This window comes from Barnesiella propionica (genome assembly GCF_025567045.1).
GTDB classification, from domain to species: Bacteria; Bacteroidota; Bacteroidia; order Bacteroidales; family Barnesiellaceae; genus Barnesiella_B; species Barnesiella_B propionica.
Window position 1 is genome coordinate 60740 of sequence record NZ_JAOQJK010000008.1, and the last position, 23601, is coordinate 84340.

Annotated in this window: 17 protein-coding genes; 13 read left to right on the forward strand and 4 right to left on the reverse strand. The window is 39.6% G+C overall.

Annotation, left to right across the window (positions count from 1 at the left end; translation table 11 throughout):
• The first annotated feature begins 14 nt into the window (after positions 1 to 14).
• The 6 genes from OCV73_RS11165 (at position 15) to OCV73_RS11190 (ending at position 7470) form a co-directional block, all read left to right on the forward strand.
• On the forward strand, positions 15 to 1706 hold the full coding sequence (locus OCV73_RS11165; RefSeq protein WP_147552223.1) for a TonB-dependent receptor: 1692 nt from the start codon (positions 15 to 17) through the stop codon (positions 1704 to 1706).
• A 181-nt stretch (positions 1707 to 1887) separates the two neighbouring features.
• Positions 1888 to 4233: a type I DNA topoisomerase gene (gene topA / locus OCV73_RS11170; RefSeq protein WP_147552225.1), complete on the forward strand. Its 2346-nt coding sequence runs from the start codon at positions 1888 to 1890 to the stop codon at positions 4231 to 4233.
• 128 nt (positions 4234 to 4361) lie between these two features.
• Positions 4362 to 5264 carry a helix-turn-helix transcriptional regulator gene (locus OCV73_RS11175; protein ID WP_147552227.1) on the forward strand — a complete coding sequence of 301 codons (903 nt, stop codon included), beginning with the start codon at positions 4362 to 4364 and terminating at the stop codon, positions 5262 to 5264.
• Positions 5265 to 5347: 83 nt separating this feature from the next.
• Entirely contained in the window at positions 5348 to 5905 is a 558-nt protein-coding gene (locus OCV73_RS11180; RefSeq protein ID WP_147552229.1) for an RNA polymerase sigma factor, read from the forward strand.
• Positions 5902 to 6342, forward strand: coding sequence for a hypothetical protein (locus OCV73_RS11185; RefSeq protein ID WP_147552231.1), 441 nt, complete (start codon positions 5902 to 5904; stop codon positions 6340 to 6342). Before OCV73_RS11180 ends, OCV73_RS11185 begins: the two co-directional genes overlap by 4 nt.
• 21 nt (positions 6343 to 6363) lie before the next feature.
• Positions 6364 to 7470: a hypothetical protein gene (locus tag OCV73_RS11190; protein WP_147552233.1), complete on the forward strand. Its 1107-nt coding sequence runs from the start codon at positions 6364 to 6366 to the stop codon at positions 7468 to 7470.
• Between the two features lie 62 nt (positions 7471 to 7532).
• Here the strand turns inward: OCV73_RS11190 and pckA are convergent, their stop codons facing one another.
• On the reverse strand, positions 7533 to 9140 hold the full coding sequence (gene pckA, locus OCV73_RS11195) for a phosphoenolpyruvate carboxykinase (ATP) (RefSeq protein WP_147552235.1): 1608 nt from the start codon (positions 9138 to 9140) through the stop codon (positions 7533 to 7535).
• A gap of 459 nt (positions 9141 to 9599) precedes the next feature.
• Here pckA and OCV73_RS11200 point away from each other — a divergent pair, with 459 nt between their 5' ends.
• The 6 genes from OCV73_RS11200 (at position 9600) to OCV73_RS11225 (ending at position 19220) form a co-directional block, all read left to right on the forward strand.
• Positions 9600 to 10121, forward strand: coding sequence for a hypothetical protein (locus OCV73_RS11200; protein WP_147552236.1), 522 nt, complete (start codon positions 9600 to 9602; stop codon positions 10119 to 10121).
• A gap of 231 nt (positions 10122 to 10352) precedes the next feature.
• A complete protein-coding gene (gene upp, locus OCV73_RS11205) occupies positions 10353 to 11003 on the forward strand; it encodes a uracil phosphoribosyltransferase (protein ID WP_147552238.1) in 651 nt (216 codons plus the stop codon).
• A 93-nt stretch (positions 11004 to 11096) separates the two neighbouring features.
• Positions 11097 to 12227 (forward strand): N-acetyltransferase, encoded by a 1131-nt coding sequence (locus tag OCV73_RS11210; RefSeq protein WP_147552240.1) that lies wholly within the window; start codon positions 11097 to 11099, stop codon positions 12225 to 12227.
• Between the two features lie 233 nt (positions 12228 to 12460).
• The gene (locus tag OCV73_RS11215) at positions 12461 to 14299 is read left to right on the forward strand and encodes a fibronectin type III domain-containing protein (protein WP_147552242.1); all 1839 of its coding nucleotides are present in this window, start codon (positions 12461 to 12463) and stop codon (positions 14297 to 14299) included.
• 5 nt (positions 14300 to 14304) lie between these two features.
• A complete protein-coding gene (locus OCV73_RS11220) occupies positions 14305 to 17163 on the forward strand; it encodes a thiol protease/hemagglutinin PrtT (RefSeq protein WP_147552244.1) in 2859 nt (952 codons plus the stop codon).
• Between the two features lie 365 nt (positions 17164 to 17528).
• Complete coding sequence (locus tag OCV73_RS11225; RefSeq protein ID WP_147552246.1) at positions 17529 to 19220, forward strand: SulP family inorganic anion transporter; 1692 nt, start codon at positions 17529 to 17531, stop codon at positions 19218 to 19220.
• A 22-nt stretch (positions 19221 to 19242) separates the two neighbouring features.
• On the opposite strand, the gene OCV73_RS11230 is transcribed toward OCV73_RS11225, so the two are convergent.
• From OCV73_RS11230 to OCV73_RS11240, 3 genes are all read right to left on the reverse strand, one after another.
• On the reverse strand, positions 19243 to 20289 hold the full coding sequence (locus OCV73_RS11230) for a winged helix DNA-binding domain-containing protein (RefSeq protein WP_147552248.1): 1047 nt from the start codon (positions 20287 to 20289) through the stop codon (positions 19243 to 19245).
• Between the two features lie 19 nt (positions 20290 to 20308).
• Complete coding sequence (locus OCV73_RS11235; RefSeq protein WP_147552250.1) at positions 20309 to 21535, reverse strand: DUF3843 family protein; 1227 nt, start codon at positions 21533 to 21535, stop codon at positions 20309 to 20311.
• Between the two features lie 95 nt (positions 21536 to 21630).
• On the reverse strand, positions 21631 to 22326 hold the full coding sequence (locus OCV73_RS11240; RefSeq protein ID WP_147552252.1) for a Bax inhibitor-1/YccA family protein: 696 nt from the start codon (positions 22324 to 22326) through the stop codon (positions 21631 to 21633).
• A 334-nt stretch (positions 22327 to 22660) separates the two neighbouring features.
• Between OCV73_RS11240 and OCV73_RS11245 the strand changes: the two genes are divergently transcribed.
• Positions 22661 to 23596: a TolB-like translocation protein gene (locus tag OCV73_RS11245; protein ID WP_147552254.1), complete on the forward strand. Its 936-nt coding sequence runs from the start codon at positions 22661 to 22663 to the stop codon at positions 23594 to 23596.
• The last annotated feature ends 5 nt before the right edge of the window (positions 23597 to 23601 follow it).

The window sequence follows — 23601 nt, forward strand, 5'->3', positions numbered from 1 at the left end:
AATAAAGTTACAAGATGAAAAAACAAAATATATTATATATCGTAGCGTTTATGGCAATAATTATTCCTGTACAGGCGCAGGAGAATAAGAACTCTCTTAACCGGGAAGTAACTATTGAAAAAGATTTTACTCCAATCGTGCGGGATGCTTCTAAAATTAATGTGTTGCCTGAAGTGGAAACTCCATCGGCAGTAAAACAGGTAATATCTTATAGTGACTGGACTTTTCCGTCATCCGTCAATCCCCAAATTCCGGTATTACCCGCTTACGGTTATGCCGATACATATAAATATTCGAAAAAACGGGGATATATCGATTATGCCTTGGGAAATTACTGGAATATGACGGGAAGTGCGGGATACCGGATTCTGGACAGTAAACAAAATAAGCTGGGGGTATGGTATCAGCATAATTCTGCGAACGGAAGTGTAAAATATCTTCAGAATGATGAAAAGAGAAAGCAAAAATGGAATGATAACCGGGTAGGACTGTATTATAGTCATCGGTTTAATACTCTGCAATTGAATATAGACGGTGGTTATCGTTATAATACATTTAATTATTATGGTTATCAGATACCTCTTGCCGCAGATAATAAGAATCAGGTAGCCCAGCAAGTGAATATAAAGGCAGGTATTAAGTCTTTACCCGATGCAGAAGATTTTGAATACGATATATCGGTCGGATATAACAGATACTCAAACAAATTAGGTCTGTTTTTATTTGCAGATGAAGGAAAAGCACAGAACCATTTCTCTACGAAATTCCGTTTGGGCGCACCTGTCAATGAAATATCCAAAATAGGGATCGACGGAGGCATGGATAATTTATTTTATAGCAAAAATTATTCTGAATATGGTTCATTTACAGTTATACGATTAACTCCATATTACAGTGTCAAACAGAATAATATCAATCTCCGTTTGGGGATGAATATGGATATATCGGCTAATGACGGTACTATTTTCCGTTTTGCTCCCGATGTCCGGCTGGATTGGGAATTCTATGATTCTAATTTTTTGTATACCAGTATTACGGGAGGGAAGAAAATATTTACATGGGATGACCTGGCAAATATTACCCGTTATTTTTATTCTGTGGGTGAGAAATCCTCATATACGCCTGTCGATGCTGTTATCGGGTTCGGCAGCCGGGCAATTCCTGGGGTGAGCTTTAATTTGTATGGGGGATATGAGAATGTGAAAGATAAATTAGTTTCCGGAGGCCTTGTCCAAGGACATAAAAGGCCAGCTGTCGGATTCTTTAACCTGGATCGGGCTGCTTGCTGGAAATTGGGTATAGAAGTTCGTTATAACTATGTTTCCTGGTTAGAAATAAATGCTAAAGTTGATTTCCGGAGCTGGGATAACAATGAAGTTCTTTATACTCCTAAGTGGGAAGGTGCTTTGGATGTTAAACTTCATCCTGTAAAACCTCTTACGCTTTATGCCGGATATAATATGGCAACCGGAAGGAAATATATTTGGAAAGAACTTAACCCGCTGGATTCTCAGAATGCTCAGGAAGTAATGCGTGGAACATTGAAAAATATTCATAATGTAAAGGTGGGTGCATCGTATACTTTCGGGAATGATGTGACATTATTCGCACAGGTTGATAATCTGCTTAACCGTCGTTATGAATATTATTATGGTATGCCGGCGCAAAGATTGAATTTTATGGCCGGATTTGCCGTGAATTTTTAAGAACATTTTTTCAGGGAAGATTGTTACGATCTTGAACGCAGATACTCCTGTTGGAATAAAGACGGTATGAATGGGGCATGAATTAGAAATAATAATAAAAATGCTCAAAATATGCTGTATTCCAACAGGTTTTTTCTAATTTTGCGCCAAAATTGCGAAGAATAAATATTTAATCGCGCTTATGCATAAGAATTTAGTAATTGTAGAATCCCCGGCCAAAGCGAAAACTATTGAAAAATTTCTTGGGAAAGATTATAAAGTTTTGTCCAGCTACGGCCATATCAGAGATTTGAAGAAAAAAGACTTCAGTATCGATATAGAAAATAATTATACTCCCATCTATGAAATACCTGCGGATAAAAAGAAGCTTGTCGAAACGTTAAAAGAAGAAGCCGGAAAGGCCGATATGGTATGGCTGGCTTCCGATGAGGACCGTGAGGGAGAAGCCATAGCCTGGCATTTGTATGAGGTTTTGGGACTTAAACCCGAAAAGACAAAACGTATCGTTTTTCATGAAATCACGAAGTCCGCTATTCTGCATGCGATCGAAAATCCCCGTGACATAGATATTCCCCGGGTAGATGCTCAGCAGGCAAGGCGTGTGCTCGACCGTATCGTAGGTTTCGAATTGTCCCCTGTGTTATGGAAAAAAGTAAAACCGGCACTTTCTGCCGGTCGTGTCCAGTCTGTAGCCGTACGTCTGATTGTAGAGCGGGAAAGAGAAATAGAGCGGTTTAAGACTGAAGCGTCTTACCGCGTTGTTGCTGTGTTCTTAGTTCCGGGTATTAACGGGACTCCGGTACAAATGAAAGCGGAATTGGGACGCCGTTTAAAAACCGAAGAAGAGGTAAGGGCTTTGCTTACAACATGTATGTCGGCTCATTTTACGATAGAAGATATACAGGTAAAACCGGCTAAAAAATCTCCGGCTCCCCCTTTCACTACGTCTACTTTACAGCAGGAAGCCGCTCGTAAACTGGGATATTCCGTAGCGCAAACTATGATGGTGGCCCAGAAGTTATACGAGTCGGGATTTATCACTTATATGCGTACCGACTCGGTGAATCTTTCCAGTTTGGCTATTGATACGACTAAAGATGAAATATTAAATACATTAGGAGGAAAATATCTTCATATACGTAATTACCATACTAAATCCAAAGGTGCCCAGGAGGCCCATGAAGCTATACGTCCTACTTATATAGGTAATCATGAAATAGATGCTTCGGCTCAGGAACGCAGGTTGTATGAGCTGATATGGAAGCGTACCATAGCTTCCCAGATGAGTGATGCTGAATTGGAAAAAACGACTGCTACCATATCTATTTCAGATAGTGACGACCATTTTGTAGCCGTGGGAGAAGTTCTTAAGTTCGATGGTTTTCTAAAAGTATATCTGGAATCCCAGGACGATGATACCGAAATGGAAGAAAATGAAAAGATGCTTCCTCCACTACATATTAAGGATCGTCTTGAAATGAAAGAGATTACTGCTACGCAGAGATTTACCCAGCATCCGGCGAGATATACAGAGGCCAGTCTGGTACGCAAGCTGGAAGAATTGGGTATAGGGCGTCCTTCAACCTATGCTCCTACTATTTCTACCATACAGCAGCGCAGTTATGTGGAAAAAGGAGATAAAACCGGGACCGAAAGGAGATATAATGTCTTTACGCTGAAAAACGGGAATATACGGGAAGAGATAAAAACCGAAATAACCGGGAATGAAAAAGCGAAATTATTACCTACCGATATAGGAATAGTAGTTAATGATTTCCTGACCGAATATTTTCCTGATATCCTCGATTATAATTTTACGGCGAATGTAGAACAAAAATTCGACGATATTGCAGAAGGTAAATCGGAGTGGCCGGAGGAGATAGACGGATTCTATAAAATATTTCATCCGGTAGTGGAGAATGCACTCTCTTTACGGTTAGAACATAAAGTCGGCGAGCGTGTGCTGGGTGCCGATCCTAAGACGGGACGTCCAGTATCGGTAAAGATAGGCCGTTTCGGTCCGTTGGTACAGATAGGAACTCCGGAGGATGAAGAAAAACCTTTGTTCGCTTCTTTGATGAAAGGGCAGTCTGTGAGTACCATAACGCTGGAAGAGGCCTTGAAATTATTTGACCTTCCCCGCACGTTGGGCGATTTTGAAGAAAAAACGGTTTCGGTAGGGATAGGCCGTTTCGGTCCTTATATCAAGCATGATAATAAATATGTCTCTTTACCTAAGACTTTGACGCCTCAAAGTGTGACTCTGGAAAAAGCGGTAGAGCTGATACAGAATAAAAGGACAGAAGAAAGCCAGCGTCTAATAAAAAGTTTTCCTGAAGATGCGGAACTGGAGTTATTGAACGGCCGTTATGGCGCATATATCTCTTATAAAAAGAAAAATTATAAGATTCCTAAAGCAACCGATGCAGCTTCTCTTACCTATGAAGAATGTATGAAAATAATCAATGATGCTCCGGACAAGTCTTCTGCAAAGAAAAGGGCGGTTCGTAAAACAACTAAGAAGTAAACAGATAAAGATAAATACAGAACGGGACTTCAAGTCCCGTTCTGTATTTTATATCCTGTTGTTGTTTACATGAAAGCGTGCGAATGGCGATAAATATGTATATTTGTTGTATATGAAATAATAAAACTATGGCAAAGAACTTGTTTTCACGGTACATATGGTTGATAGATGTATTAAGACGGAACGGCAGACTTACCCAACGGGAGATAAACGAGCGCTGGATGAGGACCGATCTGTCCGAGGGAAAACCGTTCGCCAGGCGTACTTTCCATAATTACCGTCAGGCTATACAGGAATTGTTCGATGTGAATATCGAATGCGATGGCTCTACGTATGAATATTATATCGAAGATGACGAACAGTTGAATTCCGGCAGTTACAGAAACTGGTTGCTGAATACATTCGCCGTGACCAGTATGATAAGCGACAGCCATAAACTACAAGCCCGTATAGTTCCTGAAAATATCCCCTCGGGACAAAAATACTTGTCGGTTATTATTGATGCCATGAGAGACGGTAAGGTGCTGAATATGGATTACCAGTCTTTCTGGCGTGTTGTACCGCAAACTTTGGAAGTAGAACCGTATTTTGTAAAAGTATTCAGGCAGCGATGGTATGTGATCGGCAAGAATTCCTATGACGAAAAAGTGAAGATATATGCCTTGGACAGGATATGTTCGGTTTTCATTTCGGACAAGAATTTCACGATTCCGGAGGATTTTTCCCCGGAGACTTACTTTCAGGATAGTTTCGGTATTATCCAGGGAGAAGGAAAAACATACGATATTTTGCTTAAAGTGGAGGCCGAACAGGCCAAATATTTCAGGGTATTGCCTTTACACGACTCCCAGATAGAAACAGTTACGGGACCTGTTTATTCTATTTTTAAATACCATTTGAAGATAACATATGATTTGAAACAGGAAATTTTATCGTTCGGAAAAACAGTGGAAGTCTTGGCTCCCGAGGAACTGAGATACGATATTTCCAATATATTGCGGCAGGCCTGTTCTTTATATGATAAAAAATAGAGCATTTCCGGTTTATATAAAATTTATCATAAAAATTCGACTGTCTGCGATTCATATCGTATCATCATTAAAATACTTACTTTATGGAGCAGGAGCGAATATGCCGACTTATAGAAAAATGCAGACAGGGCGATACCGTCGCTTTTGCATCTATTGTACGCGAATATCAGCCTTTAGTATATAGGTTGTCGTTCCGTTTGCTTTGTAACGAAGAGGAAGCCAGAGACATAACTCAGGATAGTTTTATAAAGATATGGCTGTCTTTGGCGGGTTATAACCCGAGATATAGACTCTCAACCTGGATATATAGAATTACCTGTAATATTTGTTGTGACAGATTAAGAGTTCTGCAGCGCTCTCCTGAAAGGAGAAGCATATCGGAAGTAGAATCTTCCGGTTTGAACCTGGTTTCCGATACCGATCCGTACGTCGAAATGGATAACAGAGAACTGAAGGATTTGATTTTGAAACTTACCGAAGGGCTTTCGCCCAAACAAAAGATAGTATTTATATTGCGGGATATTGAAGAGTTGGATGTAGATGAAATAAAAGAAATAACGGGGCTTTCGCCCGAGAAAATAAAGAGTAATCTTTATCTGGCACGTAAAAATATAAGAGACAAATTAAAAAGCAGATTATGAAACAGATGCAGAATACAGATTATGAATATCTGAAAAAAAGGATAAAGGACATGGAGCCCGCTGTAGAAAATCCTGAGGAATTAACCCGGTCCATTCTGGATAAGATCATGGAACTTTCTGTAAGAAAAAAAACAGATAAAAGATTATTATTCACAACCTGGTTGTCTTCTGTGGCAGCAATATTCCTTTTATTTCTCTTGGGCCATGAGACTTTATCTGGAGATATGACCGGTAATGATACGACATCGGCCGGAATGGTCGTAATACCGGAAGTGCATGATATTAGTGCCGGTATAGTCTCGGATATGGATTATTCTGAAAAGAGCGAGGTTTTTTTTTCTGTTGTAAAATCATGGCGGTCGGACCGTATAAAGAGAGAGAAACAAATCAATAAGATAAAAGATTTACTGGTATCGGGTTGCAATAACGGGTTTTAATTAATAATAAAAAACGAATGTATGATGAAAAATAACAGTTTACTATATCTCTGGATTGTGTTGATGTTTATAACTTCTTGCAATACCAGATATTACAGGGCCGAGACCCAATTGAATACAGAAGGTGAGGTACTGAGAAGTGTATATACTTTAGCCGATTCGGCATTTATGGCCGGGAATATGAAATGCAATCCTTTTTTATTTCGTATTGACTCCGGATGGGCAATAACCCGTTACGATACTGTTTTTACTTATGATTTTTTCTCAGGAGAACAGAAGCTTAATGTCAGGGTAGCCCGGTCTTTTAATTCTGTAGAAGAAATGTACGAGAGTATAAAGCCGGTACAGGATACAGATGCACCCCTGGCAACTCCGGATGAATTGCTTACCTCTCGTTTCCGGTGGTTTTATACCTATTATACGTTTACCAGCATATTTAGGGAAATTCCGGAGAAGGGACCGGTTCCTATTGGTAATTATATGAGTGAGAAAGAACAAAAATTATGGTTCCAGGGAGATATGAGTGGATATCGGGGAATGAATGGAATAGAACTGAATGAGGTGTTGGATGCTATCGGACAGAAGTTCTGGCAGTGGTATAGCCGTTCAATGTACGAGATAAGTTTTGCTATAGTGGAGAATTGTGATGAGGGAAACAAAGACACACTCTTTTTTTCCCGCTTAGCAGCAGTAAAAGATACCGTATATATGATAAACAGACCCAAAGAAGGAGAAAATAAAGAATTTACACCTGAGGATGTTTGCAGTATGTTGGATCGGTATTTTAAGACCCGTCACTTTTCTGTTTTGAAAAATGAAAATGTGAAACGATTTGAAACGTTGTTTCAGGAAAAAACCCGTTTTATATCTTTGTTTGATGTCGTTATACGGTATGAGTTGAAATTACCGGGCAATCCTCTTTCGGTAAATACGGCTCTTTATGACAAAGGAGCATGGGTGTGGAAAGTGGATGCATATCGCTTGCTTGCCGATGACTATACATTAAAGGCAGAATATAGGGTGGTAAATGTATGGGCTTTTGTTGCTACGTTTGTTCTTGTATCGTTTGCCGTTTACGGGTTGTTGAAGATATACGGAAACCGAAAACGTAAAACGAAGTCCTGCTAAAACAGGAAAAATAAAAGAAGCCGCATTTTGCGGCTTCTTTTATTTATATGGGTAATCGGAAATTACAATTGAGGACCGGCTGAAACTAATGCTTTGCCAGCTTCATTTCCTGTAAACTTAGCGAAGTTTTTGATGAAACGGTTAGCCAGGTCTTTAGCTTTTTCGTCCCATTCTCCGGCGTTTGCATATGTATCGCGAGGATCGAGGATATTAGGATCAACACCCGGAAGAGCAGTAGGAACTACGAATGAGAAGTAAGGAATCGTCTTGGTCGGAGCCTTGTCGATAGAACCGTCTAAGATAGCATCGATAATACCGCGTGTATCTTTAATAGAGATACGTTTTCCGCTTCCGTTCCATCCGGTATTTACCAGATATGCTTTCGCACCTGATTTTTCCATTTTCTTTACCAGTTCTTCAGCATATTTGGTTGGGTGCAATGATAAGAATGCAGCACCGAAACAGGCCGAGAAAGTAGGAGTAGGTTCGGTAATTCCTCGTTCGGTTCCAGCCAGTTTAGCGGTAAAACCTGACAAGAAATAATATTTGGTTTGTTCTGCGTTCAGAATGGATACCGGAGGCAATACGCCGAATGCATCGGCAGACAAGAAGATAACTTGTTTTGCAGCCGGGCCTTTAGATACCGGTTTAACGATGTTGTCGATGTGATAGATAGGATAAGAAACGCGAGTGTTTTCTGTAACCGATTTGTCTTTGAAATCGATTTTACCGTTAGCATCTACAGTTACGTTCTCAAGAAGAGCGTCGCGTTTTATAGCATTGTAGATATCGGGTTCTGCTTCTTTGGACAAGTTGATAACTTTTGCATAGCAACCGCCTTCGAAATTGAATACGCCTTCATCATCCCAGCCATGTTCATCGTCACCAATGAGTAAACGTTTCGGGTCGGTAGACAAAGTTGTTTTTCCCGTACCGGAAAGGCCGAAGAAAATAGCTGTGTTCTGGCCGTTCATATCGGTGTTGGCGGAACAGTGCATAGAAGCCATTCCTTGTAACGGAAGCAGATAATTCATGTAAGAGAACATACCTTTCTTCATTTCACCGCCATACCATGTATTCAGGATAACCTGGATTTTTTCGGTCAGGTTGAATACTACGGCGGTTTCAGAGTTCAGACCTAATTCTTTGTAGTTTTCAACTTTCGCTTTAGAAGCATTCATGATAACGAAGTCAGGTTCTCCGAAGTTAGCCAGTTCTTCAGCTGTAGGACGGATGAACATGTTTGTTACGAAATGAGCCTGCCATGCAACTTCCATAATAAAACGAAGTTTCAGACGAGAGTTAGGGTTGGCACCGCAAAAAGCATCAACAACAAACAATCTTTTATTTGAAAGTTCTTTAGTTGCCAGTTCTTTGACTGCTTTCCAGCATTTTTCGTCAACAGGTTTGTTATCATTTTTGTATTCGTCTGAAGTCCACCATACCGTATTTTCGCTGGTAGCGTCTTTAACGAAGAATTTATCTTTAGGGGAACGACCCGTGTAAACGCCTGTCATAACGTTTACAGCGCCCAGTTCTGTTTCCTGACCTTTTTCAAAACCTACTAATCCGGGTTTTGTTTCTTCTGCGAACAGTTGTTCGTAGGACGGATTGTGCACAATCTCAGTAGCACCAGTAATACCGTACTTGCTTAAATCTAATGTAGCCATTTTGTTAATGATTAAATTGACTGATTAATATTTATTCTCTCTAATTATCCTAATCTTGAAAACCGATGCAAAAATAATACAATTTCTGCAAGTAGGACTTTAATTAAAGAAATTTTTCAGTAATTATGTGTTGTTTTTTGTTAATGACCGCTTTAACACAAAATTTTTGTTTATAGATACATGGTTTAAAATATATTTTCTTTTTACCATTCTCGTTTAAGATGATAATGACACATTCCTTGATAGTTATAGTGACGATAAACGAAAATAGAAATTAGTGTAAATATATGGTGTTGTTTATTCCATCGAAGGGGGAGAAAATCGTTTTGTCTGTCATTTACTTTATATATCTGCTTTGAATGGAAATACCATTTTTATTATGAGAAATAAAACGAAAATAAGTCATAATTTTGGCAGTTTGCAATAATACTATTAATTTTACATAATTAAATATTAATCATGAAAAAGCAACATCTCATAGTAGGGACATGGATAATTATGGGTAGTACCATGGTAGCTCAATATCCCGAGATACCTATTAGCGAGATTCCCCGCTTTGTTTCACAAACTCCCCGTATTGATATATCTATACAGCCCGCTGCTTCAGTTCCCGATGTTTCGGCACAAAATGATGATTCTTATGTGTCTTACATACAACAATTTTATCAGGCTTCTGTTGACAATCTTATTGAAGAAGAAGAGCGCCAAAAAGAAATGAATATACAGTCATTGTCTTCAGAAATAATTATTTCCGGTAAGAGCAGAGTCTATGATGTAGATGATTTTTACCAGACGCGGTCAAGAGTGATTCGTGCCCTTCGTTCCCGGATAGGCAACGGTACGTTACACTTGAAAAGGCATTCTTATAAGAAAGTCAGAATACGGCGTGGCCGCAGGCTTCGCAAGGGAAAAACATATAAACAGTTAGTAGCTAAATCAAAAAAACAATATAAAATTCAGAAGAGGAAAAGAAGAAAATGAAATAAAAGACAAATATCTTGGTTTATACGAAAAAAGTATATTTTTCACCAATATAAATAAGGAACTTAGGTTTCGGCCGGATAAGATTTGATAAAGAATAAAGAGCAGTTCGTTTTCTTCCCATGTACATAAGGATGAATAAATGTCGCTGTGAGAGAATAAATACGCAGAATCTATTTACTGTTATGTAAGAAATTTGTATTTTTGCTCTCCGGCAATAAAAATAAATACATGGAAATAATAAATTTTGGAGACCAGAATTCTTTGGTAAACAAGTTTTTGGCTGAACTCCGGGACGTTAATGTGCAAGGGGATATGATGCGTTTTCGCCGGAACTTGGAACGTGTTGGGGAAATTATCGCTTATGAGATAAGTAAACACTTGCATTATGAAGTGAAAAACATTCCTACTCCATTGGGAGTAGCCCCTACTTCTGTACCCTCCGATCCGGTCGTATTAGCTACTATACTCCGCGCAGGGCTACCTTTTCACCAGGGATTTCTTAATTATTTTGACGATGCTGAAAATGCTTTTGTTTCGGCTTATCGCAAATATAAGGACAAGCTTAATTTTGATATATTCATAGAATATATAGCATCACCGCGTATCGATGGGAAAGTGCTTATTCTTACCGATCCTATGTTAGCGACCGGAGGTTCTATGGAACTTTCCTACCGCGCTTTGCTTACGAAAGGTATGCCTTCTCATGTGCATGTGGCATCTGTTATCGCCAGTCGTAAGGCAATTGATTATATAAAAAAACATTTTCCTGAAAATACTACGGTTTGGGTGGGAGTTATTGATGAAGAGTTGAATGAACATTCGTATATAGTTCCCGGGCTGGGTGATGCCGGGGATTTGGCTTATGGAATTAAGGAATAATAGCAAAAAATAAGTACATTGGTTTTGTATTTCAAATATTTATATACATTTGCAAAAGAATTAACAACTTTGTGCTTATATTAAAAAAGAATTATGGCAATCACTATTAAAGAGGTTTCGGGAAAGAGAGAACTTAAAAAATTTTCACAATATCCTGTAGATATTTTATATAAAGGTAATCCTTATTATGTACCGGCACTTATATTGGATGAAGTAGGGACGCTCAGCAAAGAGCACAATCCGGCTTTTGAATATTGTGAATCGGTTTATTATATGGCTTATAAAGACGGAAATCCAGTGGGACGCATTGCCGGAATTATTAATCATCAGGTCAATGAAAAATCGGGTAAAAAGATAGCTCGTTTCGGATTTGTGGATTTTACGGATGACAATGAAGTAAGCAAGGCGTTGTTTGACAAAGTAGAGAGTTGGGCACGAGATAAAGGCATGACGGAAATTTGTGGTCCGATGGGATTTACCGATATGGATCATGAGGGTATGTTGGTTGAAGGATTCGACCAGTTGGGAACTATGGCGGCGATTTATAATTATCCTTATTATCCGGAGCATCTTGACAATATGGGATATGAGAAAGAGATCGATTGGGTAGAATATAAAATAGATATTCCGGATCGTATTCCGGAAAAACATCAACGTATCAGTGATATTGTACAGCAAAAATATAATCTTAAAGTTCTCAAATTCAGAAAAACATCGGATGTGGTTAATAATTACGGGCAAAAGATTTTTGAACTCATAAACACTGCTTATGCCGACTTGTTTGGTTATTCCACGCTTACACAAAAGCAGATCGATTATTATATAAAGATGTATATTCCCCTGTTACGCCTGGAAAATCTTACACTTATAACGGCTGAAAATGATGAATTGGTAGGATTGGGTATTGCAATACCGTCTTTATCCCGGGCTTTACAGAAAGCCAGGGGACGTCTTTTCCCGTTTGGATTCATTCCTTTATTAAAAGCCTTGAAAGGGAAGAACGATGTCGTGGATTTGATGTTGGTAGCGATCCGACCCGATTATCAGAGCAAAGGAGTAAATGCTTTGTTGTTTTCAGATCTCATACCTGTTTTTATAAAGAACGGATATGGATACGCTGAAAGTAATCCGGAGTTGGAAGTTAATGAAAAAGTCCAGTTGCAGTGGCAATATTTCAATAGAACGCAACATAAACGCCGCAGGGCTTATTTGAAGAAATTATAATTGTAAGAAATAGAAGGGCGCATAAAAATGCGCCCTTTTTTATGGATATATGGTATTGATTTTAAATAAAAATTCACTTTAGACAGGCTGGCCGGAAAAGTAACAAAAAGCATTTAATATGTAAATAGAAATAACAATAATATATTCATTTTATTACAAAAATGTTGTATGGCTTTATCAAATGAATATTATTATATATATTTACGCTCCAAACAATTATACTCATTACAATTATGAACAAAAAATTACTTTTTATCACCTTATTGCTTTTTAATTTTGCAATAATGAGTTCTGTTAGTGCTGCAACAGCGGAAGATGATAATATTACGGTCGTTTTGAATGAGAACTTAGATGCCTTTACCGAAGGTTCTGTAGACTCTCCTGGAACTGTCGATATAGCATCTTTTTTAAGTGGAAAGTTGTCGAAGTTACTTCCCGACTGGAAGGGTACAAAAGTGTATGAAGCCGGAGGATGTCTCAAAATGACGGGTGGCGGTTCATATTCTTCTTATCTTCAGACTCCTCGTTTGGACCTAAAAACAGGGAATAGTAACGGGATTGTCAGAATATCTTTCCGGGCGAAGGCAGTTGCCGATTACGGCGATATGATTTCCTGTGAAGTAGGTTCTTCGCTCAACAAGGTCAGCTTTATGCCTGAAGACGGAGAGTGGCACACTTTTTCTTTTATCTCGGAAAAAGGTTCGGTGAGTACGACAATTAAATTTTATTCTTTATTGGAAGGCTTTTTTATAGACGATATTAAAGTTGAATACAGCCCTTCATTTATTAAGGCTCCTGAAGCTCAAAGACCGTCGGACGCAGACGGGGAATCGTTTACCGCTAGCTGGACAGCATCTTATACGGCTACAAATTATATTCTGGACGTATATACCAAAAATGCAGAAGGGGATAAGATACCCTTCCTGAATGAAGAATTCGGCTCATTGGTTCGTAGTAAAAAAGTGACGGGACTTTCTCCTGAAGAAACATACTATTATACGGTTCGGGCTAAAAACGAGACAGCTATTTCGGAATATTCCAATGAAGTGCAGGTTGTGGAAGTTATCAAATCGCTGGATGCTCCTGTTGTAAGTGCTGCTACTTCGGTAACTGAAAACGGTTTTACAGCGAACTGGAACGCTGTGAATAAAGCTACCTCCTATACAGTTGTATTATCTAAGAAAGAGACTTTGACGCAGGATAAAGAGGCTGTTATACTAACCGAAGATTTTTCAGGAATCACACAGGGAACGCTTACTAACGTGCATTTTGGCAATAAACTGAACGAATATCTTGATCAGTATACCGTATTACCCGGATGGTTTGCCAGTTATCATTGCTTTGCCAGTGGCTATCTGGGACTCGCTCCTTTTGGCGGTAGCGCCTATTTGTTATCTCCGCAGATCGATCTTTCTAAGAATGACGGAGCCTTTACATTAAGAGTGGATATGGCGTTTATAGATAAAAATGATTCTGTTACGGTGAATTTATATAACGGAGAAAATATCGTTGAAACCCAGAAGCTTAAAAACATACCCGAGCAATCCTCGAAAACTTATACGCTGAAATTTACCAAAGGTTCGGCCGAATCTTATATAGAAATATTTTATAAAGGAAGCCAGAAAGCTTTTGTAGATAAATTTACGGTTCTCCAAACTCTTAAAGCAGGGGATGAAATAGTCAGTGTCGTTAAGATGGAAGAGACCTCCGGAACCAGTTATGACTTTGCAGTTGATATGTCTGGTGTGAAATATGCATATCGTGTGAAAGCAAATGCTGTTACGATTGATGACCAGGGAGAAGAAACTACGGTTTCGTCGGTTCTTTCGGATGAAGTTGAAGTTAGCTATACGTCAGGAACCGCTGAAATATTGTCTCAGGCAAATATTTATAAGTCGGGAGACCATATTGTCGTGAATCTCGCTCATCCCGAGAAAATAGCTGTTTATAGCGTGGACGGAAGAGTGGTTTATTATGGTGAAGGAATAGCCGGAGAGAATATATTGTCGGTAAATTCCTCTTCTGTAGTTATAGTTAAAGCCGGTGATAAAGTCGCAAAAATAAAACTTTGATTCTTATGAGAAAAAGAATATGCACATTTCTTTGTCTGGCAGGTATGCTGGTTCCGCAAATATTTGCAAAGCCGGTCGATGCTGCTCGGGCAAAAGAAATTGCAGAACAATTTACTAAAGGGCGTAGCAAGGAGCTGCGCCCTTTGCTCCTCTCCAAACATCAGGGGATGCGGCATATGAAGAGTGAGGCAAATAGTTCCCAGCCGCTGTATGTTTTCAATATTGGAAATGATAACGGATTTGTGATCGTATCGGGAGACGACGAACTCAATCAGGTTCTCGGGTATTCTTCTATAGGAAGTTTTAGTATGGATGGTGCACCGGATAATCTGGTAACCTGGATGGATAACTATGCAGCTTATGTAACGGCTTATCAGAATGACAAGTTTGATGTAGATCCCGATAAACTCTCCCGGGAAGGTACTGTCGTGGTGGCTCCGTTATTAAAGGATATTCATTGGGGACAAGATTATCCTTTCAATTTCCAATGTCCTACTTATACTTCCGGCGGATTTTCCACACATTATTATACCGGCTGTGTGGCAACGGCTGCTACGCAAATTATGAGGTATTATAATTATCCCGTTCAGGGATCCGGTAGTAAATCTTATGTTTCTAATGGTAAGACACTGACGGCGGACTTTGGTGCTACTACCTATGATTGGCCGAATATGATAGATAACTATGATAAAGATGTTAAACTGAATCAGGATCAGATTAATGCATTATCGGTTTTACCGGCTCATTTCGGTATCGCTGTGGAGATGCAATATGCGCCTTCGGGCAGCGGAGCATATACGATGATGGTACCAGGAGCGTTAAAAAAATACTTTAAATACGATAATGGTCTCTATTTATGCATGCGTAACTATTATTCTACCAGTGAATGGATGTCGTTGATAAAATCGGAATTGGATGCTTCTAGACCTGTATATTATGCGGCGAGCAATACCGACGGACTGGGAGGGCACGCATTCGTTTGTGACGGATACGATAGTAACGATTATGTGCATATCAATTGGGGATGGAACGGCTCCAGTGACGGTTTTTTTATGGTGAACCATATGGAACCCGGTAAAGTTGGCATCGGTGGCGGTGGCGGAGGTTATAATATAGACCAGGAAATCATTGTAGGAATACAGCCTGAAACGGGAATAAAGAAAGACGTCCCTCTTCCTGTTTATGCCTCTACCCGGCTGACCGCTTCGGAGATTATAGACGGGAGTATTACATTGATGTCTTTCGTAGATAATCTCGATACAGAAATATTTAATGGTACGATAGGAGCGGTAATTACTACTCCGGAAAATGAGATATTGCAGGTGTTGAAAGATATATCTGTATCTATAGAGGGCTTTGCTAACGGTAGATCATCCTCAGTGGTAGTAACCATGAGGGATATTGTTATACCTGAAGGATTAAAAGATGGTAATTATAAACTGTGTCTGGCTTATAAATCAAATCAGTCGGAGATATGGAGAATTATTCGTCACGGAACGGGATATCCTGATCATGCTTTAATTACGGTTGAGAACGGAGCTGCACAATTCAAAGGAACGATAAGTCCTGAATTACGTATTTCTTTACTTGAAAAGATTACTACCAAAGGAGATCTGTACGCAAGTGGAAATGCCGTATTTCGTATAAAATTGAGGAATGAAAGTGATAATGCCCGTCTGAAAAAAATAGCGATCCATTTCCAGTCGGTTGCCGATCCCGATGTCAGTGCTTATAGTACAGCCTCGGCGTTAGTTTATGAGGAGAGTGATGAAGAACTGGAAGTTTCGGTAAATATAAGTAAAGATATGCCGGCCGGAGATTACTATGTTACGGCACGAGATGCAGATAATTTGGAAAATATATTCGATGACAGTCAGGTCGGTCGTGCCGTTATGACAATTCATCCGGCCGTATCCGTTCCTGTCCTTCGTTTGGAACAGGCGATAGAATGGGGTTCTTCGGATCCGTCAGGTGACCCGGTTCAAGGAGTAAATCTGGCTATCGCTTTGGCAATGAAGAATTATGGAGAAGATGGAGATGTATTACTGGATTTTTATTTTACTGATAAGAATAACCCTGACAAGAAATACTATTTTTATACATTACAACAGTCTGTCAAGAAAGGAGAAACTTCTGTCGGTTCTTTTTTGAGGGAATTGCCCCTTGATCCGGGTACTTATGTCCTTTATGTCGATTATAAGGCGTCCGACGGTGAGTATTATCCGTTGGATAATTCCGGTTTTAAAGATTGCGAAATAACCGTAAAGGAAAATCCGGAAAGGACCTTGAATATCGTATCTCCTCTTACATTTGAAGGAGGTGATGAACTGATTAAAGGTTCTGCAGCAAAAGGAACGATGACTTTTTCTGCCGTCGGTGCTGAGTATTCGGGACGTATAACGTTGAGATTGCGGCAGTTCGGGCCGATTAAGGGTGAGATTATGTATATGGCAAACCATACGATTGCTGCCGGTGAAGAAAAAACTGTGGCTGTGAATTATACCCCTGAGGTAGATCCAGGTGATTATTTGTTATTGATCGAAAGTAAAGTAGGCTCTAATGCCGATCCTGTAGGAGGTTATACCGTTGGTTACAAAATGATTACGGTAAAAGATCCGAGCGGGATAGACTCTCCGTTCTCTTCAAGCTGGAAAGCATATCCTAATCCGGTTTCAGATATTCTACACATCGAAGGGATAAATGCGGATATGAGAGCATATCTGTATGATCTGAACGGAGTTTTGATGATAAATCACCGGGTGGAAAATAATCAGATTAATGTGTCTTCTCTTGCTCCCGGATTTTATTATTTAAAGATAGAATCGGAACAAGGAGTAGTCGCCAGGATGATTATTAAGAAATAATGATTTTGTATATGGAATAATATTCCGTTGTTTGGTATAAAAGGCCCGGTAATATCATTACACCGGGCCTTTTTATATCACGCTTTCAGTATCAGGATGTTATATGTTTTCGGTTCTGTAAGGTTTGTAATACCTTATTTAGATTGCAGTTGCCGGGTTACCCGATTTAAAATTCCGGAAAAATGTGTCAGAATCATATTTCTCGGATAAAGAGTATCTGTCTTGATAACATTTTTTGTACCTTTGCGGAGAAAATTAAGAGACTTTCTGGAAAACGGCAGAAAGTTGTCCCTTTGTTCATGCAGATGTTTGATGAAAATGTATTTGTTATGGACAGATAAAAGAAGAATCAAAAGGTAAAAAAGATGAAGAGTGCTTTAGATTTTCAGCCCAAATTGTTTTCGGCGGTGAGAAATTATTCGAAGGAGAAATTTATTTCCGATCTTATGGCTGGCCTTATCGTCGGCATCGTTGCGTTGCCTTTGGCTATCGCTTTTGGTATCGCGTCCGGTGTCAGTCCGGAAAAAGGTCTTATTACAGCTATTATAGGAGGGTTCATCGTTTCTTTTCTCGGAGGGAGCAATGTGCAGATAGGAGGACCCACGGGGGCATTTATTATTATCGTGTACGGTATTATCCAGAATTACGGTCTGGAAGGATTGGCTATAGCAACTTTTATGGCCGGACTTATTCTGGTCTTGATGGGATGCTTCAAGTTGGGAACGATTATTAAATTTATACCTTATCCTATTGTAATTGGATTTACCAGCGGTATCGCTCTCACTATTTTTACTACCCAGATAAAAGATTTGTTCGGACTGACTATGGATACGGTACCGGCCGATTTCATATCTAAGTGGGTGGCCTATTTCGATAGTTTCGGTACGATAAACTGGCCGAGCCTTATGATTGGACTTGCCAGTATTCTTATTATTGCTTATACGCCGCGTATATCGAGAAAAATACCGGGTTCCCTTGTAGCCATTATTCTAATGACAGTCGTGGTATATATTCTTAGGGAGTTTGCAGGAATTTCGGGAATCGAAACAATAGGTGACAGATTCAGTATAAGCAATGACGTGCCAGAGCCTCAGCCGCTGCATTTGGACATGAATACAATAAATTTGCTGTTGGCTCCTGCTTTTACAATCGCACTGTTAGGGGCTATAGAATCTTTGTTATCGGCTACCGTGGCAGACGGTGTTACCGGTGACCGGCATAATTCCAATACAGAACTTATCGGGCAGGGTGTCGCCAATATAGTGGTTCCGTTCTTCGGAGGTATCCCCGTAACAGGTGCAATAGCCCGTACAATGACCAATATTAATAACGGAGGGAAAACTCCCGTGGCCGGTATGGTTCATGCTGTAGTTCTATTACTTATTTTTCTGTTTCTGATGCCGTTGATAAAGCTGGTCCCGATGTCTTGCCTTGCCGGTGTGCTGATTATCGTTTCATATAATATGAGCGGATGGCGCACTGTGCGTTCTCTGCTGAAGAGTCCTAAATCGGATGTAGCCGTACTTGTCATCACATTTGTTCTTACCGTAGTATTCAATCTGACGATTGCTATTGAAATAGGATTGTTACTCGCTGTATTGCTTTTTCTTCGCCGGGTATCGGAGAATGTCCAGGTGTCGGTACTGCGTGACGAGTTGGATGTTGCCCAGGGAACAGAGTCTTCGGTACATGAAACTCTCGATATCGCTAAAGGCGTTGAAGTTTATGAAATAGACGGGCCGTTCTTTTTCGGTGTGGCGACGAAGTTCGATGATATAATGCGTACTATGGGAGATAAGCCTTTAGTTCGTATCATACGAATGAGGAAAGTTCCTTTTATAGACTCTACAGGTCTTCATAATCTGGAAATATTAGTAGAGTCTTCACATAAAGAAAATATACATGTTATCTTATCCGGAGTGAATGAACGGGTACATGAAACGATAAAGCATTCGGAACTGGATAAGGTTATAGGAGAAGAATATATTTGCGACCATATTACGAAAGCTGTTGCCAAAGCTAATGCCTTGGTTCTGGAATTGAAAAAGAATAAATAATCCTGACAAAAGGACGGAGGGATTAGATCGAATAAAATGTTTTATATTTGTCCCGGGCTGTTTGCAGTAATTCCGGTTCAATGGAACTGTCCGGTTCGAAAAATGATATTTCTAAAGAGATCTTTCCTTTTCGGATATTTTTGTTCCAGTTCCCTGAGATTCTTCCGTTGTGTAGGATAACCGGGAAAAAAACTCCGTATCGGGTGAATGCTTTGGGATAGTTTTCAATGTCCAGGATAGAAGTTCTATCTTTGTAACTGATGATATATTCATCATAAGAGGGAAGAAAATGTATTATATCTCCATGCGCAGGCTGGTTGCTACAGGAGCTGTGTATAAGCCATTCATAAGAGGCAAAACGCTCTTTGACCAGTTCGGATTCTATAAAGTCTATTGCTTTTCTGGCTTCGGTTACCGGTAACCCCGACCACCATACAAAATCTTGTAGACTAGCCGGGGAATGGCTTCTGAAGTATCTTTCTGCCAGTAATCGCAGAGCTTCTTCTTTATGTATTTCTTTTACGGGGGGGACCCGTTCTTCAAGTAGTGCATAAGTTGCTTTATTTCCTTTATCGATCCCGCTACATATAATACCGTCTGTTTCGGCTCTTGCCAGGAACCGTGTTAATCGGGGTATATTGATAATAATTCCGGCTTTGGTCAATTCCTCTCCTAATTCTTGCTTTGTCAGGTTCTTGTTCCCTGTCAGTATCTTTTCAATGAGCCGGTTACAGCGAATATAAAGTTTTTCTGTAATTTCCAGGTTGCGTCCGAAAGATTCGTTTGCCGATTTTATACGTTGAGCCGAAAGTTTCAGCATCCAGCGTATGTCTTCGGCGGCTACGAGGTGCCATGTCGGGCGCATGACGTGTGTACGCAGTATCTCTCCTTTGTTTAGAGCTTCATTTACGGTATTGATATTACCTGATTTCATCCGGATGCCGATAGCCCATTTTACCATACTGTAATTTTGAGCTTGCATGGCTCCCATCCATTTTACTACTTCTTTCGGGTTGTCTAAAGCTGGATTCGCTAATTGCTGGCTGTAGAGTCTTATAGGAACTGTCATGGTCATTTGTAAGCTTAAGTTATACAGCCCGGTAATATTCGCACAAAAAACAGCGGGCGATAAAATCCCATTCTTTTATCAGCGACCGGCAATCTTCCGGATCGATATCTCCTATATGTAATTCCGGAATGAGGTTTTCGGAAAAGATATGGAGGACAAGATCTATAGGACACATTCCCGGATTGACCAATAACCCGAAAGCATTTTCTTCCGCTTCTTTTTCATCATAGAAAGGATTTTCCGGTGTTTTGATATATTGAGCTACATCCTTAGCTATAAGCATTCCTTTTTGAGGATTGGCGTATAGAACGAAATAGGCCGAGTTTCTTAGATGAGGGAGATGCTCTTCTTTTCCTCCCCACCCCATATCCAGAGACAAGAATTTGTTAAGTTGTGCATAGCTTTTGAAAAAGACGATAGGCTCGCCTTGGGTGGCTTTCATCAGGTCGGTATACAGGTGATGCTCTCCTTGAGGTAATTCTTCCCGGGGGCCTTTTTCTTCATAAGCTCCGATACCTGTAACCTGTTCCATCCATTCATGCGCATATAAAGCTAACGGACCGCAAGGATACTGGTACATGAAATCTATGCACATGTCCTGAATAACATACAGTTGTTCCGCCGGTGTATAATGGTGTTGTTCTTTCCGGAATGATTCTTCGATATATTTCGTCCATTTTTTTGATGATGGCGCCGTGAGATAAGAATGCCAATATATCCAATATGCACATGGATCATAATGACGGGAAAGGGAAAAATCTTGTTTACCGGAAGAGAAAAAATCTTTCCATTGTGTATTTTCAGGTGCTGTTTCATATTCGTGCTCGAGTATTTTGCAGCAAATTTGTGCTCGTTCTATAATGGCAGGATGAAATGGATTTATGAAACGGTTTTGTTCCGATACCAGATAGAACCATATCAGAAAGCAAATATCAGCAAGATTCGGTTCGTCTTTATAATATTTTTCCGTGTTGTAAAACGGAACCTGTTTATTGTATAATTCATTATTTTTTCCGGTAAAAGAATTCCAGATCATTCCCCCTGAAAGGATGTCTTCGAAATAAGAAGATAACGCGATTGCTATTTTTTTACAAAAAGATGCATCCTGTAGATATTTTATGCGACGGTCGTATAATTTTGCAATAAGTTGATTTGCCAGATTTACGTAATATGCATCACAATCTCCGGCATGGTTATATGGCTGGTTATCCAACCATTCTTTCATATATATTTTATTGAAAGTCATAATTTTTGTTTTTTCGATTTTTTACAAATATAAAACAATCCGGGAGTAAAATATCATTTTTACTCCCGGATTGTTCAGGTTATTATAATTATTACTTAATTCTTTTTTCCAAAAATGCGTAATAAGTAAAGGAAGAGATTTATAAAATCGAGATACAAGTTCAATGCTCCCATGACAGCAATTTTCCCGGTATCGGCCATAGTTGCGTTCATTGCCATTAATTTGATCTTTTGGGTATCGTATGCAGTAAGTCCGATGAAGATAGCTACTCCGGCCAGGCTTATAATCCAGTCGAGAGTTTCGCTATGCATGAAGATATTAACGACAGAAGCGATGATTAATCCTATCAGAGCCATGATACAGTAGCTTCCTACAGAGTTCAGGCTGTTACTGGTAAAATATCCGTAAACACTCATTGCCCCGAATACGCCGGCTGTGATAAAAAAGGTATATGCAATCGATCCCAAGCTAAAAGCCAGGAATATAATGGACAAAGTGGCTCCGTTGAGGATGGCGTATAGGAAAAATAATAATGTAGATGTCGTAGTAGTCATTTTGTTGATTGCTCCGGCTATACCCCATACCATGGCCAGTTCGGCTATAATGAGTCCGAAGAATACTCCGCGGGAGCCCAATATGAGATTTATCAGAGCCGGACTAGATGCCACGTACATAGCGGTCAGTGCGGTAACGATAAGTCCCAGGAACATGCGTCCGTATACTTTTCTCATTACTATTGATAAGGTTAATTCGGGTGAATAAGATTGTGAATAGTTATTATTATTATCCATAATAGAGTTGTTTTATTCAGGTAATAAATTATTTTGTTTTTTGTATTATCTCGTAAAAGTAAAATAAATCTTAGTAAGAAAGAAAAAAGTCTCCGGTTTTTTTGCCGTCTTCTTTAATTTTATGCAGAAGGCTATAATCGGGAATCTGAGTATATGAGTCGTTATTTTGAATATATATGATTCTTTTCTTGTGTAAACGGAAATAAAGTAAAATAAAAATACTTTACATTCTGTGAAAAAACATAAATAGAGTCGGGAAATATTAAAGATATTTTTTATTTTTCATAAATTAATTTATATATTTGATTATAGTTACCTGAAAAACTAATAAACCATGAGAAAAAAATTACTTTTTGCCGCAGTTTTTGCTTTGGCGAGCTACGGAAGTTTGTGGGCACAACCTCGTATTGCAGGAGCTCCGCAACTATTGGTAAAACAAGAGGCACACATGATGTCTCCAGTGTGGTCCCCGGACGGGACGAAATTAGCCATGACTTCTGATAATTATCAGGGAATTTGGGTGGTGAATGCCGATGGTTCGCATTTGCGTAAAATTACTGCAGATGAAGGTGCCGGTTATAAATTAGCCTGGGGGGCTGATAATAATACGATTCTGGGACGTACCAATATCCGGGAAAACCATCGTGTTTTTCATGAGGTGAAGACTTACGATGTTGCTACGGGAACAGAAAAGTTATTGGTCGCCAAGACACGTATGTTGAAGGGGCTTCCCTGCTGGGCTGATAATCAAGTAAGTTACCGGATAGATACGGAGCGGAAATTGGCGGATGCCGGAATAAAAGCCGTATCGGGGAAAGCCGGGGTAGCACAGAATGTGAATTTGCTGAACAGAATGATCGAGAGTCCTGCTTCAGTTGCTCAGGAAGTCTCCGGTCTTAAAATGTTTAAAGGACATGTTATTTTTAATCCGGTATTATCACCGTCGGGAGATAAGATCGTATTTCAGGTTTCCGGTAAAGGTCTTTATGTATGTGATATTAACGGAGAACAAGTAAAGAGCTTGGGCCAAGGTTCTCGAGCGTCTTGGATGCCTGACGGTAAATATGTATTGGCTACTGTTGTGACTGATAACGGAGAAGTCCTGACTTCAGGAAAATTATATGCTATAGATGTGAACACGGCTCAGTCTTACCATTTGCCGGTGGATACAAACTTGATTGTTCAAAGTCCGTGTGTCTCTGTGGACGGAAAAAAAGTAGCTTTTGAAGATGCTGCTACCGGTTATATTTATGTTGCAAACCTTAAATGATTAAC